This is a genomic window from Winkia neuii subsp. neuii DSM 8576 (genome assembly GCF_000420405.1).
Taxonomy (GTDB): domain Bacteria; phylum Actinomycetota; class Actinomycetes; order Actinomycetales; family Actinomycetaceae; genus Winkia; species Winkia neuii.
The window spans coordinates 123745-138694 of record NZ_ATUW01000002.1 but is presented as its reverse complement, the minus strand read 5'-3'; the positions used below and the strand labels follow the sequence as shown (position 1 = coordinate 138694).

General features: G+C 54.3%; 15 protein-coding genes. 13 read left to right on the top strand and 2 right to left on the bottom strand.

From position 1 onward, the window contains the following. Positions 1 to 74 precede the first annotated feature (74 nt). Genes ahpC through G437_RS0102365 form a run of 3 tightly spaced genes read left to right on the top strand, consistent with a single transcriptional unit; the run spans position 75 to position 3106 of the window. Positions 75 to 638 (top strand): alkyl hydroperoxide reductase subunit C, encoded by a 564-nt coding sequence (ahpC, locus tag G437_RS0102375; RefSeq protein ID WP_024330999.1) that lies wholly within the window; start codon positions 75 to 77, stop codon positions 636 to 638. After that, complete coding sequence (ahpF, locus tag G437_RS0102370; protein WP_024330998.1) at positions 638 to 2167, top strand: alkyl hydroperoxide reductase subunit F; 1530 nt, start codon at positions 638 to 640, stop codon at positions 2165 to 2167. Before ahpC ends, ahpF begins: the two co-directional genes overlap by 1 nt. A gap of 15 nt (positions 2168 to 2182) precedes the next feature. Beyond that, a complete protein-coding gene (locus G437_RS0102365; protein WP_024330997.1) occupies positions 2183 to 3106 on the top strand; it encodes a LysR substrate-binding domain-containing protein in 924 nt (307 codons plus the stop codon). Positions 3107 to 3155: 49 nt separating this feature from the next. On the opposite strand, the gene G437_RS10855 is transcribed toward G437_RS0102365, so the two are convergent. Further along, positions 3156 to 3395 carry a putative acetyltransferase gene (locus G437_RS10855; RefSeq protein ID WP_024330996.1) on the bottom strand — a complete coding sequence of 80 codons (240 nt, stop codon included), beginning with the start codon at positions 3393 to 3395 and terminating at the stop codon, positions 3156 to 3158. A gap of 56 nt (positions 3396 to 3451) precedes the next feature. Here G437_RS10855 and fdxA point away from each other — a divergent pair, with 56 nt between their 5' ends. The 3 genes from fdxA to G437_RS0102345 are packed head-to-tail and all read left to right on the top strand — an operon-like array spanning position 3452 to position 6248. Beyond that, the gene (gene fdxA / locus G437_RS10460; protein WP_034490146.1) at positions 3452 to 3775 is read left to right on the top strand and encodes a ferredoxin; all 324 of its coding nucleotides are present in this window, start codon (positions 3452 to 3454) and stop codon (positions 3773 to 3775) included. Between the two features lies 1 nt (position 3776). Continuing rightward, a complete protein-coding gene (gene dapC, locus G437_RS0102350) occupies positions 3777 to 4892 on the top strand; it encodes a succinyldiaminopimelate transaminase (RefSeq protein ID WP_024330994.1) in 1116 nt (371 codons plus the stop codon). A gap of 54 nt (positions 4893 to 4946) precedes the next feature. After that, a complete protein-coding gene (locus tag G437_RS0102345; protein ID WP_024330993.1) occupies positions 4947 to 6248 on the top strand; it encodes a citrate synthase in 1302 nt (433 codons plus the stop codon). Here the strand turns inward: G437_RS0102345 and G437_RS0102340 are convergent. Then, entirely contained in the window at positions 6245 to 6856 is a 612-nt protein-coding gene (locus tag G437_RS0102340; protein ID WP_024330992.1) for a Maf family protein, read from the bottom strand. The two genes, G437_RS0102345 and G437_RS0102340, sit on opposite strands and share 4 nt — an antisense overlap. Before the next feature lie 184 nt (positions 6857 to 7040). On the opposite strand from G437_RS0102340, the gene G437_RS0102335 reads away from it, so the two are divergent. From G437_RS0102335 to G437_RS0102305, 7 genes are all read left to right on the top strand, one after another. Further along, positions 7041 to 8003 carry an adenylate/guanylate cyclase domain-containing protein gene (locus tag G437_RS0102335; RefSeq protein ID WP_051141864.1) on the top strand — a complete coding sequence of 321 codons (963 nt, stop codon included), beginning with the start codon at positions 7041 to 7043 and terminating at the stop codon, positions 8001 to 8003. Between the two features lie 116 nt (positions 8004 to 8119). Continuing rightward, a complete protein-coding gene (locus G437_RS0102330; RefSeq protein WP_024330990.1) occupies positions 8120 to 8797 on the top strand; it encodes a response regulator transcription factor in 678 nt (225 codons plus the stop codon). Beyond that, positions 8798 to 10108 carry a sensor histidine kinase gene (locus G437_RS0102325; RefSeq protein WP_024330989.1) on the top strand — a complete coding sequence of 437 codons (1311 nt, stop codon included), beginning with the start codon at positions 8798 to 8800 and terminating at the stop codon, positions 10106 to 10108. A 63-nt stretch (positions 10109 to 10171) separates the two neighbouring features. Next, positions 10172 to 11836: a DUF6020 family protein gene (locus G437_RS0102320; RefSeq protein ID WP_024330988.1), complete on the top strand. Its 1665-nt coding sequence runs from the start codon at positions 10172 to 10174 to the stop codon at positions 11834 to 11836. A 106-nt stretch (positions 11837 to 11942) separates the two neighbouring features. Then, positions 11943 to 12881 (top strand): glycosyltransferase, encoded by a 939-nt coding sequence (locus tag G437_RS0102315; RefSeq protein ID WP_024330987.1) that lies wholly within the window; start codon positions 11943 to 11945, stop codon positions 12879 to 12881. Continuing rightward, entirely contained in the window at positions 12871 to 13287 is a 417-nt protein-coding gene (locus tag G437_RS0102310) for a GtrA family protein (RefSeq protein WP_024330986.1), read from the top strand. The genes G437_RS0102315 and G437_RS0102310 overlap by 11 nt, the downstream gene beginning before the upstream one ends. Positions 13288 to 13320: 33 nt before the next feature. Beyond that, positions 13321 to 14943 (top strand): DUF6020 family protein, encoded by a 1623-nt coding sequence (locus tag G437_RS0102305; RefSeq protein ID WP_024330985.1) that lies wholly within the window; start codon positions 13321 to 13323, stop codon positions 14941 to 14943. Positions 14944 to 14950 lie beyond the last annotated feature (7 nt).

Below are 14950 nucleotides of genomic sequence, written 5' to 3'. Positions count from 1 at the left end.
GCGGGCGGTGATAGGTCTCGTTACAGTAGAGCTGTCAGTTGCGAATACCGCAAATGCGATCTAAGGAGTTTATCTTGTCTCTTATTAACACCAAGGCTCCCGAGTGGAAGGGTACCGCCTACCACAACGGTGAATTCGTTGACGTATCGTCCGACGACTACAAGGGCAAATGGGCAATCATCTTCTTCTACCCGGCCGATTTCACCTTCGTATGCCCGACCGAACTCGAAGATATGGCCGAAAACTACGACGAGTTGAGCTCACTCGGCGTCGAGGTGTACTCCTTCTCGACCGATAAGCACTACACTCACAAGGCTTGGCACGAAACTTCCGAGCGCATCGGCAAGATCAAGTTCCCCATGGTTGGGGATCCCACCGGCGAAGTGGCCAGGGCATTTGAATCGCTAGATGAGCAGGAAGGGTGCGCTCACCGCTCTACCTTCGTGATCGATCCCAACGGTGTAATCCAGTACCTAGAAACTTCCGCCGAGGGCATTGGCCGTAACGCCACCGAATTGGTGCGCAAGGTCAAGGCCGCTCAGTACATTTACAACCACCCGGGCGAGGTCTGCCCCGCAAAGTGGGAAGAGGGCGAGGAAACCCTCACTCCTAGCTTTGATCTGACTGGCAAGCTCTGATGCTCGAAAAAAAGGTTCTAGATCAGGTCGCTGGCGTAGTTGGCATGATCGCCAATCCCGTCGAATTTGTGGCCTCCCTAGACGATTCTTCGCGGTCGGGTCAGATGCGCGAAATGCTCGGGCAGGTTAGTGAGCTCTCTCCACTAATTTCAGTCGTGGAAGCTCCCGCAGAGCGCACTCCGTCTTTCGGTATTCGCCAAAAAGGCGAGGCCGAGTCGGTGCGCTTTGCGGGCCTGCCCATGGGCCACGAGTTTTCTAGCTTCGTTTTGGCTCTCCTGCAGGTGGGAGGCCATCCTGTAAAAGCTGATCCCGAGGTCATTGAAGGGGTAACCCGGCTTGAAGGTAACTTCGAGTTCGTGACCTACATGTCCCTCACCTGTCAAAACTGTCCGGACGTGGTGCAGGCACTAAACGCTATGGCGGTGCTAAACCCTAACGTCAAGCACACTGCGGTCGAGGGAGGAGCTTTTCGCGAGGAGGTAGACGCCAAGGGAATAAAAACAGTCCCAAGCGTGTACCTAAATGGCGAGCCGTTTGGCCAGGGGCGCATGAGCATGAGCGAAATTTTGGCTAAGCTCGACACCGGTGCAGCCGAGCGGACAGCGGAAAAGCTCAGTGCCAAACCACCTTTCGACGTGCTTATAGTTGGCGGAGGCCCAGCCGGAGCTGCGGCGGCCATCTACTCAGCGCGTAAGGGACTAAAAGTGGGCGTTGCTGCCGAGCGCGTCGGCGGGCAGGTAAACGATACCGCTGGTATCGAGAATTTGATCTCGGTAACTAAGACGGAGGGGCCTGAGCTAGCAGCCCAGCTGCGCCAGAATATGACCTCAAACGGGGTTGAGCTGATGGAGTCCCTGCGTGCCCAGAAGCTCTTACGAGAAGATGGCAACTTAGTCGTCGAGTTTGCCGGAGGGGGAAAGCTTTCTGGTAAATCCGTAATCTTGGCTACCGGAGCCCGCTACCGCACTACGGGCATGCCGGGTGAACAGGAACTGCGCAACAAGGGCGTCACCTTCTGCCCGCATTGTGATGGACCGCTGTTTACGGGTAAGCGTGTGGCTGTCATTGGCGGGGGCAACTCTGCCATAGAGGCGGCTATCGATCTGGCGGGACTTGCTAGTCACGTAACGGTGGTTGAGCTCATGGATCACTTGGGCGCTGACCAGGTACTGATCGACAAACTGAATTCACTTTCGAACACCCGGGTGCTTACCTCTGCCTCTTCGAAGGAAATTAAGGGTACTGACTCGGTTTCCGGCCTCGTGGTATCCCACGACGGAATCGAAGAAACGCTCGATGTGCAGGGCGTATTTGTGCAAATTGGTTTGGTTCCTAGCACCGACTGGCTCGAGGGTACCCTGGAACTCGAGCGCGGTCAGATCGTAATCGACGAGCAGAATGCGACCTCTATGGAGGGCGTATTCGCAGCGGGTGACTGCACCACGGTGCCACGCAAGCAAATCGTAGTAGCTATGGGCGAAGGCGCGAGGGCAGCCCTCGGCTCTTTTGATCATTCCATCCGCAATTAGGCAGAAGGAGTCCTGTTGAATCTTAGGTCTCTACAATATTTAGTGGCTCTGTCCCAGCAGGGCTCCTTCCGCTCCGCGGCCAACGCACTAGGGGTAGCCCAGCCGTCTATTTCAACCCAAATTAGGCGTTTTGAAGATGAACTGGGCGCCAAGCTCGTAGTGCGCTCAACTCAGGGGGCTCAGCTCACTGAGTTGGGGCAGAAGGTAGTAATTGAAGCCCTTGAAATTTTCTCGATAGTCGACCGAATAAAGTCGCTTGCCAATGGGAAGGATCCTTCCCATCGCGAGATTCGGTTGGGCGTATTTCCCACCTTGTCTCCGTATTTGTTGCCTTACCTACTGCCGCAACTGCGCAAGGTGGCTCCCGATATACACGTGTTGGTCTACGATCAGAAGTCGCCTGTGCTTGTGAAAGAGCTACAGGAGGAAACTATCGATGTGGCTATCTTGGCAGACGACAACTTTGACGATTCATTGGCGCAGTTTCCGGTGCTTGACGAGTATTTCGTGCTGGCTCTGCCTACCGACCACCGGCTGGCTCGCTCGTACGGTCCTATCGATGCGCGTGAGCTGAAGGGTTCCGAGTTGTTGTTGCTGGGCGATGGCCACTGTCTACGCGAGCAGACGCTCGTACTCTGCTCTGAGGTTGGGGCGAGTGAGCGCAAAGACTACCACGTGAATTCTGTGGAAACTTTGCGGCAGATGGTGCGTTCCGGAGTGGGGCCGGCCCTGCTGCCGGCACTGGCGGTATCCGGGGCTGACGAGGCTAGCCAGGATATGCGCTTTAGGCGTTTTGCCGCCCCCGCTCCCAAACGCGTGCTGCGCGTGGTAGTGCGTCGGGACGATCGCCAGGCTGATTTTGTGCCCCTGTTGCGCAAGGCACTGGGGACTATGCCTCAACGCGTGCGCAACCCTGGGTTGCGGATACATCCCGCCTAAATACGGAAGGCTAGAGTAACTTTTTCCGCCTCGCCCGCTAGTTAATTCGCTACCAGCGCCGAGGCGGAACTTTCTTTCCCGTCACCATTTTTTCTGCGGGTACTCGCACTTTGCCTTTGCGGGTCATGATGTCCACAAAATCGGTCTCCACCTGCACTACTTCGCCGAGGGCGTCGTAAAAACCATCCTCTTTGCGGTAGCGCAGCACCACTCGCTCGCCCTCGTTCCAGGCAAGCCACGGGAGGGCTGGAGGGTTAGGGCTCTCACATGAATAAGCTTTTTTCTCCATCGTGGGACATACTAGTTTAGACGCTTGGAAAGCGGAAGAACCAGGAAGGTGTATTCATGACTTATGTCATCGCTCAACCGTGTGTGGATGTGAAGGACCGCGCCTGTGTGGACGAATGCCCGGTGGATTGTATATACGAGGGCGCCCGCACTTTGTACATTCATCCTGATGAGTGCGTTGACTGTGGGGCCTGTGAGCCCGTTTGCCCCACTGAAGCTATTTTCTACGAGGACGATCTTCCCGAGGAATGGTCTGACTACTATCGTGCGAACGTCGAGTTCTTTAACTTGAAAGACCTGGGCTCGCCAGGTGGGGCCGCCGCAGTAGGGCCGGTAGATTATGATGATCCAATGATTGCTGAGCTTCCCCCGCAGGCGTAACATGTTGCCTCGCGCTCTAGAATTGCCAGTATTCCCTTGGGACACACTGGTTTCGGTAAAAGAATTGGCTGGCCGCCACGCGGGTGGCATTGTAGATCTTTCGATTGGTACCCCCATCGATCCTGTCCCCTCGTTTGTTCGGCAGGCGCTTGTAGGTGCCTACGACTGTCCCGGTTACCCGCCAGTTGAGGGGCTGCCTAAGCTGCGCGAACAAATTGCCGAGTGGTATAGGATCCGCCGCGGCGCCAGTGCGGTTACTGCTACGGGGGTTATTCCCACGGTAGGGTCCAAGGAGCTAGTCGCGGGGCTGCCCTTTTATCTGGGACTGCGGGCAGGCGACAGGGTGCTGCGCCCCAAGGTGGCATACCCAACGTACGAGGTCGGCGCTCGGGTTACGGGGGCAACGCCCGTGGCGGTGGGGCCTGACCCTAGTACTTGGCCTAGCGCGCAGATGGTGTGGCTCAATTCGCCCTCGAACCCTGACGGGAGGGTGTATTCGGTCGAGCAGTTGCGCAAGATAGTGCGGTGGGCTCGCCATCACGGAGCGATTGTAGTGAGTGATGAATGCTATGCAGAACTCGTGTGGGATGGCTCTGAGGCCCCCTCTATTTTGGAAGATAGGGTTTGCGACCGCGACACTACAGGCCTGCTGTCGGTGTACTCACTTTCGAAGCAGTCGAATTTGGCGGGTTACAGGGCGGCATTCATGGCTGGCGATCCAAAGCTAGTGCAAACGGTGTTGGGAATTCGCAAGCATTGCGGAGCTATGGTGCCCGGCCCAATACAGCAGGTTATGTGTGCGGTCCTTGCTGACACGGAACACGTCGCCCTCCAGCGCGAAACATATTTGCGCAGGCGCAACAAGTTGCTTGCCGCTACTGCTGAGGTAGGGCTTTCTCACGACCCGGAGTCGGTAGCTGGCCTCTATTTGTGGCTTTCTGCTCCGGGAGCTGATGCATGGAAAATTACTGAGGCTTTAGCAAAACTTGGGATACTTGTAGCTCCCGGTACTTTTTACGGTGATGAAACCCATGTGCGCATGTCCTTGACCGCAAGTGATGAGCGTATTGCCGCCGCTGAGTATAGACTTGGTAAAGAAGCGGTAATCCTCCGCTGAAGATTTACCTCTTTTGGCGCTTTCGCGCCCGAGGTCTACCAGGTAGGGGGCGCAATGGGCGAGCCAAACTACAGTGCAACGCTGCAGGTAGATGGGAAGAAACTGGAACTTCCCCTAGTGGAATCCACTGCGGGTTCTGCCGGAATTGATATCTCGCAGGTGCTAGGTGAAACCGGCCGGGTAACGCTCGATTCGGGATTTTCCAACACGGCCTCATGCGAATCTGAAATAACTTATATCGATGGGCGAAACGGAATCCTCCGTTACAGGGGCTATCCAATTGAGCAGCTGGCTAAGCAATCTACCTTTTTAGAAACTGCCTACCTGTTGATATATGGGGAGCTACCCACACTTGGGCAGTATGCGCAGTTTATTGAGCGCATCATGCGGCACAGGCTCCTGCACGAGGATTTCAAGGCTTTCTTTACTGCTTTTCCGCACGACGGCCATCCGATGGCTATTTTGCAGGCGGGCATTGCTGGGCTGGCCACGTATTACGAGGACACTATCAACCCGTTAGATCCTGAAAAACAAGACTTACAAACTGTCTTGCTGCTGGCGAAAGTGCCAACCATGATCGCCTATATCGCTAAGCGGGCAGCGGGTTTGCCCTTGCTGTATCCCACTTCGGACAAATCCTATACCGAGGATTTTTTAAGGCTTACGTTCGCCTTGCCGTATCAGTCCTACGACATTGACCCCGCCATTGTGCGGGCGCTCGACACCTTGTTTATTTTGCACGCGGACCACGAGCAGAACTGTTCTACTTCTACTGTGCGGGTGGTGGGGTCCGCTCACGCTAATACCTACGCAGCTGTGTCCTCGGGGATTGGCGCATTGTCCGGCCCGCTTCACGGGGGCGCGAACGAAGCAGTTTTGCGCATGCTGAGGCAGATTCGGGACGAGGGGATGTCGGTTTCCGAATTCGTAAAGAAGGTAAAGAACAAAGAAGACGGAGTACGCCTGATGGGGTTTGGCCATCGAGTGTACAAAAATTACGACCCACGGGCGGCAATTGTAAAGGAGCTGACCCACGACGTGCTCAACTCGATGGGCCAATCCAACGACCTCTTGGAAATTGCGATGGAGCTAGAAGGGGTGGCGCTCGAGGACGAGTATTTCAAAGAGCGCAAGCTATACCCCAACGTCGATTTCTATACGGGTATAACCTATTCGGCGATGGGATTCCCAACCAAAATGTTCACCCCGCTGTTTGCTCTGGGTAGATTGCCTGGCTGGATAGCCCAGTTCCGCGAAATGCTTTATCAGTCCAAACCGCGTATAGCGAGGCCGCGGCAAGTGTATGTGGGCCCAACCGAACGCGACTATGTGCCAGCGCGCAGGCGCAACAACTAAGCCCATAAGTCCGGCCAAAAACCGCCCAATTCGGTGTACATTTTGCGCAGCAGAGGCAAGGAAATGCCCACTACGCTGTGGTAGTCGCCCTCGATAGAGGTAACGAAGGGGCCACCCAAAGAATCTACGGTGAAGGCGCCGGCTACCTCTAGGGGCTCCCCGGTTTTTACGTAGGCCTCGATTTCGGCGTCGGATAGATCTGCAAAATTTACTGTGGTTGCGCAGGTTGCGCCGCGGCTAGCCCAATTTTTCGATGTGCCCACCATTAGGAAATGCCCGGTGAGGAGGTTGCCAGAACCTCCGCGCATCTTTTTCCAACGTTTTGTAGCTTCTTCTGGGGTGTGGGGCTTGCCTACTAGGGCACCCTCGATTAGCAGCATCGAGTCGCAGCCAACGATGCAGGTGGGATGCTGGTAGTTAGTGCTCGCTGCGATTTTTTGCGCCTTGGCACGGGCCAGGTGCTGAACCCGCTCTGCAGGGGTCTTATCTTTGTCTGCCTCCAGTAGGGCCTCCTCGTCAACGTTTGCTACCTGTACATGCGGCGAGAGACCCGCGTTTTGCAGAGTCTTCAGGCGGGCGGGGGATTGGGAAGCGAGAATTAGATCCATACCTTCATTTTATGGACACTTCATAAGTGGCGGCGCGTCGCCTGCCAAAAACGGGTAGTGTGAACTAGGCGATATCGTCTACTGGAAGGTAAGGGAATTGACCCAGGCGCGGGAATCAGCGAGCTCATTTTCAGGAGCCACCATCGATACAGCCAGAAATCTGCTTATCGGTGGTAGACCCACAATGAACCTGAAAGAGCTCGCTCAGGCGGCAGGATGCGAGGTAGCCTACGCGGAGCGATTTTGGCGGGCCATGGGGTTTCCCGATCTGAAGTCTGACGAGGACATGTTCACCGAACTCGACCTGGCTTCCCTGAAGTCGTGGCTATCTCTTATGACTGAGCTGGGGCTCAAGACGCGTTCGGCAACTTCTCTTATACGGGCCCAGTCGCACACGATGGACCGTTTGGTGCTGTGGCAGACCGAGGCCATCGTACAAGACTTGGTTAGCCAGTACGACCTAGACGACACAACTGCCCGACTGTTGCTGCTAGACCGTATAGATCAGTTCACGGGCATCTTGGAAAAGCAAGTTCGCTACGCTTGGAGGCGCCAGTTGGCTGCGCTGCTCACCCACATTGACGACGAGGTCGGGCAGCGGGGCATGGAAGACATGACTGCCGATACCTATCCCTTGCGGCGCACTATGGGGTTTGTCGACATGGTTGCCTATACTCGCCGGTCCGCTGGCCTGGGTGCAGAGGCGTTGGCGGATCTAGTAGAAGGTTTTGAGTTTCGCTGCCGCGACGTAGTAACACGCAATGGTGGCAGGGTAGTAAAGACTATTGGCGACGCTGTGTTGTGGGTGTGTGACGATTTGCAAACTGGACTTGCGATTGCCTCGAAGCTGGTGCACTCGCTGGTTACTTCCGCCGAGCTGTTACCTGTGCGGGCCTCGATAGTTTGCGGGCGGGTGGTATCTCGCTCCGGGGATATATTTGGTCCGCCAGTGAATTTGGCCTCGCGTCTGGTAGACATTGCGCCTACTAAAGCAATTTTTCTGGACGAGGCTACTGCGCAGATGCTGTATGAATTGAGCGACTTCGATTCTGGGTTAATCAAAAAGGCTGATCCTGCTGATTTGCGCGGGGTGGGTACGGTGGTTCCATATTCCTTCGACTGGGAAAAATATTTGGCTAATCTGTAGGTACCTGGTCTCACACCGGGGGAATAGTCAAGTTCTAGTAAATGTTAAATATTCAGATAGTAAACGTATTTGTGGCTCAATAACAATTTTTTGCCCCGGTGCGTTACGATTGAGCCGTGACTAGAGTTTTACTTGTTGAAGACGACCCAGCAATTTCTGAGCCGCTTGCGCGTGCACTAGGGCGCGAGGGGTATACGGTGTCTGCACACGGTACTGGCAAAGGCGCCTTGGCCGATCTAGCTGGAACTGACCTGGTGGTGCTAGACCTGGGGTTGCCTGACATTGACGGTCTAGACGTGGCACGGCAGATTCGGGCCGGGGGCTCCTCGGTTCCGATTATGATTCTTACGGCTCGTACTGACGAGGTCGACATGGTGGTTGGCCTCGACGCGGGATCTGACGATTATGTGACAAAGCCATTCCGCTTGGCCGAGCTGCTGGCTAGGGTTCGCGCGCTCCTACGTAGGGCGGGTAGCGAAGCTACCGATGGGTACCTGGAGGCTCAGGATATCCGCATCGATGTTGCTGCTCACCGCGCCTTCCGCGGCGATGTGGAGCTGCAACTTACCGCCAAAGAATTCGAGCTGTTGCGCGTACTGGTTCGCGAGGCCGGAAACGTGGTTGAACGCGAGACACTAATGCGTGAGGTTTGGTCTTCTGATCCAACTGATTCCACTAAAACATTGGACATGCACGTATCGTGGCTGCGGCGCAAGCTAGGCGACGATGCTGCCCGCCCCCGCTACATCACCACGGTGCGGGGCATGGGGTTCCGCTTCGAAAAAGAGGCATAGGTGCGCCGCCGTGCGCTTTTGATGTCTTTGTGGGCGGCAACTGCCGGCGTCTTATTGCTGGGGTTGCCGCTCGCCTTCTTGGGGTCGGTCTACGTTTGGACCTCCACAACGGCTTCACTCAACGACAAGGCGACTTCTATAGCTAGGCTTACCGATCATACCGTTGGGGCCGGCAATTCGATGGACGGAACCAATCTCAGGTATTGGGGAGCTGGCCCTTCAACCTGGATTCGTGTATACGGGCCGGACGCGGCTGTAACCGAGGCTGGTAAACGTCCTTCCTGGCCGTCGCTAGCGGTATCTACCGTTTCCTCCAACGGCAATACGGTTTCCATCGAAACCTCCGCATGGCCAACTATTGGGCAGGCCGCGATCCTGGTGTTGCTGGTAGTGCTCCTTTCGGGAGTAGCGCTCGCGGTGGCCTCGATTTTGGCATTGCGTTCTTCTAGGAGGCTGTCGGCTCCGCTCATATATTTGGCTGCGCAGGCCGAGCAGGTCGGCCAGGGGCAGGTGCGCGCCCGCATGAAGCCTTCGGGTATCGAAGAGATTGATCTAGTTGCCCAGGAACTGGCTCACACATCTGAGCGCATAGCTGGTCGCCTTGCAGCGGAACAACAGTTTGCCGCCGATGCCTCCCATCAGCTGCGTACTCCGCTTACCGCTCTGTCTATGCGGATCGAGGAAATCGAATTGATTTCCGACGACGAGGAGGTGCGCAAAGAGGCAGGTGCCTGTTTGGAGCAAGTGGAGCGGCTGACCCAGGTAGTAACTGATTTGCTCTCGTCTCAGCGGCGCAGTGGGGGAACAACTCAGGCAGTAAAACTAGAGCCTATTTTTGCCCAGCAGAGCGGGGAGTGGCAGCCCGCTTTTGAAGCGGCTGGGCGTGAACTCGCTTTTGCAGATCAGGCAAAGCGGGTTGTGCTGGCAACACCGGGTAACCTTTCGCAAGCTCTTGCCACGCTAATCGAGAATTCCCTGCGTTATGGGGCTGGCAAAGTAAGCGTGTCCACCCGCAGGGGGAAATCGTCCAGGTCCGTTTTCATTGAAGTCAGTGACGAGGGCGAGGGGGTGGCAGATGAACTGGCGCCAAGAATTTTCGAAAAAGGAGTATCTGGGCACGGCTCATCGGGGATTGGGCTCGCCTTAGCCCGCGAATTGGTACAAGCGGACGGGGGGCGGATCGAGTTGACGCAGAGGCGCCCCCCGGTGTTTACCATTTCGCTTTCTGCGCTGCCCACGTCTTTAGATCCCGACAAAGTTATGCCACAAGGTGCTATGGTCTCGATGGGCCGTCGGCGGCGCCGTTTCTGACTATATAGTTGTAGGATTTTATGTCCCGGCGCAGGCACCTTCCTCCTTTCAGAATGGAGAAAAATGGATAAAGGCAATGCCCTTTCTGCACCGCTGAAGGCAAGAAGATCTTCTTTACTTGTGTGGGCCTTTGGGTTCGGATTGGCCACTACGTTTGCCGACCTTGCGACGCAGCTGGTTCCCCGCGACAAGGAACTGCCTTGGGGAGGGGGCTCTGCATTGCGCCTTGTGGCAGTGTTCGTTGTTTCAGGAGCCGTATTTGCGCTAATTGCCGCGCTCTCGAATCGATTTGCCAAAACTTCTCCCTCTCGGAGTTGGAAATGGCGCGCAAGCGCCTTTTTTGTACCGCTAGCGTGTTGGGGGATTCTATTGGCCCACCTGTGGCCTGCAGTATCGATGAACGATTCGTGGTGGATAATTGCTGATCCGGTGGGTGCGTCTAATCAGCACCCGCTGGCATATGGGATTTACCTGCGAGGCCTCACTGACGTTGGGAAATTCTTGCTGGGCACTTATTCGCACGGACTCGCTTTCACCGCATTAGTGCAGATGTGTCTCTGTGCCGCGGTGGTTGCATTCATGGCCGACACGCTAGATTGGCTGGGTGCTCCTCGAGTGGTCTGGGGGGCTTTCGTTGGTTACATGGCGCTGATGCCGCTCGTGGGCGACTACGCTATCGCCCTCGTTAAGGATTCCCCGTTCGTTATTGCGCTCGCTGGACTTGCGCCGTTCTTAATTCGAATATGGCACAGCCGGGGGCGAGCCTTTAATAGTGTGTATTTTGCCGTGGCATTCTTCTTGGACCTGGTATTCGTTGGGGCCATGCGAAATAATGGGCTAGCGGTTGTGGCTGTGCTTTTAGTCGTCATATTTGTCATCAGTGGAAAGTTCCGCTTTCGAGCGGTGACGGTAACACTGCTAGCTCTGGTTGTCGCTTGCCTACCCTCGCAGGTGTCTAAGCACTATGTGGGCGAACATAAATACGTGGAATCAGTTTCTATGCCGCTGCAAATGATTGGCTACGGCCAGTGGGCTCATCGAGACTGCATTCCAGTTTCCACGCAGCGCTACTTTGCGCGTATTATGCCACCGCAAAAATGGGCAGATGTTTATTGGGCTCAATCGGTAGACGCCACCAAGGATTCGCCAGATTTTGACAAGAAATTCTTGCAAGAAACGAAAAAAGACTTCCCACGTCACTTTTTGAACTATGTAAAATCATGTCCTGCAGCGGCGGCTAAAGGGTATCTGATCCATACTCGCACCTACTGGTCGCCGCTTACGTTGCCGCTTGGAAAAACTGAGCAGTCGCTGTTTACTTCCCTAGTGTCCAATAAGTCAGGGGCTACAGCTGCCATCGTTGCGCGCTTGAAAGACCAGGGAGTAGCAAACCATTCGCTATTACCAAAGACGCTGGATGCGCCGGTGCAGGCCTGGTTTAGTATTGGCACTAAGTATTTGCCTGGCCCGGGTACCTGGATGTGGCTGTTGCTTGGCATACTGGTAGGTTTCTTCTATAGATCGTGCGTTGCCGAGGGCGTATTAGTGGTTTTGCCAGCGGTGTTGATTTACCTCACATTGTTGGTGGCGTCGCCGGTTGCTTTCCCCTTTAGATACGTAGCCTTCTTAGCTTTTTATGCACCTTTTGCTGCCGCCGTTCTAACGATTCGGCCTAGTTGTCAGGCCGTGGCGGAGTCAAAAATAAAAGATCGGTTATTGAGCGAGTGAAGCTGCGTCGCGGTGGCGTTCTAGCTGGCAGGGCGAGTGCCAATATAATCAGTGCGTAAGTTTTCGCAGCCAGCTACGTAGCCGAGGCGTTTTAGAAAGGTTCACTTTGGGGAAGCGAGACCAGATTGCAGTAATAATTCCTTGCTACAACGAAGAGGCAGCAATTGGCACCGTGGTGGCAGATATGTCAGCTGCGCTGCCCGAGGCAACCATCTACGTATACGACAACAATTCGACGGACAATACTGCTGCGGTTGCCTCAAAGGCTGGAGCTATTGTTCGTACTGAGCCCCGACAAGGCAAAGGCAACGTAGTGCGGCGCGCCTTCGCCGACGTTGATGCAGACATTTATCTAATGATCGACGGAGACGATACCTACGACGCTGGTGCTGCTCCGGCGATGGTAGCAATGCTGAAAGAACAGGGGCTGGATCATGTGCTGGGGTGCCGGCAGGATAACCCGGCAGCCTCGGCATACAGGCCTGGGCATGCCCAAGGCAACAGAATATTTAACCGGTTGGTTTCTTGGCTCTTTGGAATGCCGGTAACCGACATGCTCTCGGGTTACCGGGCCTTTTCGCGTAGGTTTGTGAAATCTTTCCCCGCGTTGTCGCAGGAGTTCGAAATTGAAACAGAACTGACAGTACACACTATGCGTTTAGGGGTACCCCAAGGCGAGTACGCGGTCGGATTTAAGGATCGGCCTGCTGGCTCTGATTCCAAATTGCGCACGTTTCACGATGGATTTAAGATCTTGGGAACCATTGCGCGCTTACTTTCGCACGAGCGCCCCTTTGCTACCTACGGTTTTGTAGCACTTGTGGCAGCTGTGGCCTCTCTGGCCATAGGAGTGCCGGTAATTTGGGAATTTGCGCTAACCGGGTTGGTGTCCCGCCTACCCAGCGCCGTGTTGGCTTCAGGGCTCGGGATTATCGCTTGTCTATCGGTGACGGTGGGGCTGACTCTAAGTGGGGTTTTACGAGGGCGGCAGGAACTGGCACGCCTGGCCTACCTGCAATACGAGGCGCCTGGGCATGCTGAGTAAGAAAATTTCTCCTTCGCTAATTAAGTACCTTTTTGTAGGAGTAGGCACTTCTCTTTTAGACTTCGTGCTATTTCTGACGTTTTCGTCTCTATTGGGCATACCTGAAGTTGTGGCAAACATATTGTCTACCACCATTACTATTGTGGTCTCGTACTTTGTTAACAACTTCTTTGTCTTTGAGGCAAAAACTCCATCCTGGCGTTCTTTTTTCTCGTTTGCAGGACTAACTTTGTTTACCGGAATGGTAGTGCAATCGGTAATTATTTGGGCAGTCATGCATATTCTATCGCTCTGGTGGGTAGGGCCGATTGTGGCTTTTAGAGCGGGCGCAAAAATTTTGGCTATGGCAGTTGGAGCTACCTGTAACTATCTAGGTTATTCAGCCCTATTTTCTAAAAGGAAGTAGGCGCTGGGGTGGAGCGTCGTTGAGGGGAGTAGTATGCGCATAGCACAAAAAATAACTGGTCAGGTTCGTACGGTTTTATATGCGCTGTTAATTGGGGCTATTTTCGCAGCTATAAATGCGTTCGGCATATGTGTCGCTCGACAACTCAATGCTGACGTGCCGGCGGTAAACTTCCTCAAAATTTTCACGTACTTCCTGCTCGGAGCAGGGGCGTTTGCGTTCTTAGTGTGGGGCTCTAAAGCAAAACAGCTCCCCAAAGTTGCACCGCTCCAAAGGCGAAGGCTAAATGTTTGTACTTTTGTGTTACTAACCTGCTCTTGGATAGTTCCATTCGCCCATTTTTGGCCAGCAGTGGCAATGAATGACACGTGGGCAATATACGAGGGGCCGGTGCGAGTTTCGAACCAACATCCGCTGGGGTACGGTCTGTACCTGACGGGCCTTAGCTCAGCTGGAACCGCGATTTTCGGTTCTGAGGCAAGGGGATTGGCGTTCGCCACAGCAGTGCAAATACTGCTCTGGGCGGCCGGTGTGGTGTTCGTAGTCGACACGTTGAACGTCCTGAGGGTGAAACCAGCATTTATTTGCGCGTTTGTAGCCTATGCAGCATTTTTCCCGGTCGTGGCAGACTATGCTATCGCTCTAGTAAAAGACTCTCCGTTCATCCTCGCCTTAGTTTTGCTCAGCGTACTGCTGGTTTGTGTATGGGTTAGAAAAGGCGTGGATTTTAGGCGACCAGGTTTCGCTTTGGTCTATATAGCCGTGCTAATAGGACTTGCAGCCACACGTAATAACGGAAAAATCCTTGCGCTTGTAGCTGTTGTGCTTGTTGGAATCTGGGCGAGCAAGAGTCGAACAATTGCTGTTGTAGCCGGGGTGAGTGCTTTAGTAATCGGAGCGATTCCAGGCGTGTGGTCCTCATACTATGTAGGTCCGCACAAGTATGTGGAATCTGTTGGAGTGCCTTTGCAAATGATTGGTTACACTCTGAAAGTAAATAGGCAATGCCTACCTCAGCAGGATTTAGACTACTACAGCAAGATTTTCCCTCTAGACCTATGGGCTCAATTTTATGATCCGGTAACAATCGATAGAGTAAAATATAATCCCCATTTTCAATGGGATTATATGCAAACAACAAAAGATGAATTTCCAAAACACTTCGTCAGTTCGGCATTGAGCTGTCCTCGTAGTTTTGCTAGAGGATATATAAACCATACCTATCCGTACTGGACTGCGTCGGCTAAGAACGTTGGGCAGACGACTCAATCTACGTTTACAGCGCTAGTTTCTAACGAGACAGACTTTGAGCACGGGTACACAGCTATGTTGCGCGGACGTGGCGTAGTAAATCATTCTCAGCTGCCTCAAAAACTCGACAAAGCGGTCTGCGCTACGTGGATACCACTGCTTATGAAGACAAAGGGCACTGGTAGTTGGGTGTGGGCAGCCTTGCTAATTGGCCTTGCTGCTATCGTGAACAGGAAACGGGCGGTGTTGGTGTGCCTGTTGCCATCCGCAGTAATCATGGCAACCCTACTAGTTGCCTCGCCCCACACCCTAGTGTTTCGTTACTCTGCGTTTCTTACCATTACCGTGCCTCTGGCGCTGATTATTTTATTTTCATCTGGAGGAAAACGAATGGGCACCTGCTGAATTTTGT

What these genes read in the sequence shown, in the direction of transcription:
- fdxA (WP_034490146.1), top strand. Translation starts at nt 3,452, where the DNA reads ATGACTTATGTCATCGCTCAACCGTGTGTGGATGTGAAGGACCGCGCC.
- G437_RS0102305 (WP_024330985.1), top strand. Translation starts at nt 13,321, where the DNA reads ATGCGCATAGCACAAAAAATAACTGGTCAGGTTCGTACGGTTTTATAT.
- G437_RS0102335 (WP_051141864.1), top strand. Translation starts at nt 7,041, where the DNA reads ATGAACCTGAAAGAGCTCGCTCAGGCGGCAGGATGCGAGGTAGCCTAC.
- ahpF (WP_024330998.1), top strand. Translation starts at nt 638, where the DNA reads ATGCTCGAAAAAAAGGTTCTAGATCAGGTCGCTGGCGTAGTTGGCATG.
- G437_RS0102310 (WP_024330986.1), top strand. Translation starts at nt 12,871, where the DNA reads ATGCTGAGTAAGAAAATTTCTCCTTCGCTAATTAAGTACCTTTTTGTA.
- dapC (WP_024330994.1), top strand. Translation starts at nt 3,777, where the DNA reads ATGTTGCCTCGCGCTCTAGAATTGCCAGTATTCCCTTGGGACACACTG.
- G437_RS0102340 (WP_024330992.1), bottom strand. Translation starts at nt 6,856, where the DNA reads ATGGATCTAATTCTCGCTTCCCAATCCCCCGCCCGCCTGAAGACTCTG.
- G437_RS10855 (WP_024330996.1), bottom strand. Translation starts at nt 3,395, where the DNA reads ATGGAGAAAAAAGCTTATTCATGTGAGAGCCCTAACCCTCCAGCCCTC.
- G437_RS0102345 (WP_024330993.1), top strand. Translation starts at nt 4,947, where the DNA reads ATGGGCGAGCCAAACTACAGTGCAACGCTGCAGGTAGATGGGAAGAAA.
- G437_RS0102320 (WP_024330988.1), top strand. Translation starts at nt 10,172, where the DNA reads ATGGATAAAGGCAATGCCCTTTCTGCACCGCTGAAGGCAAGAAGATCT.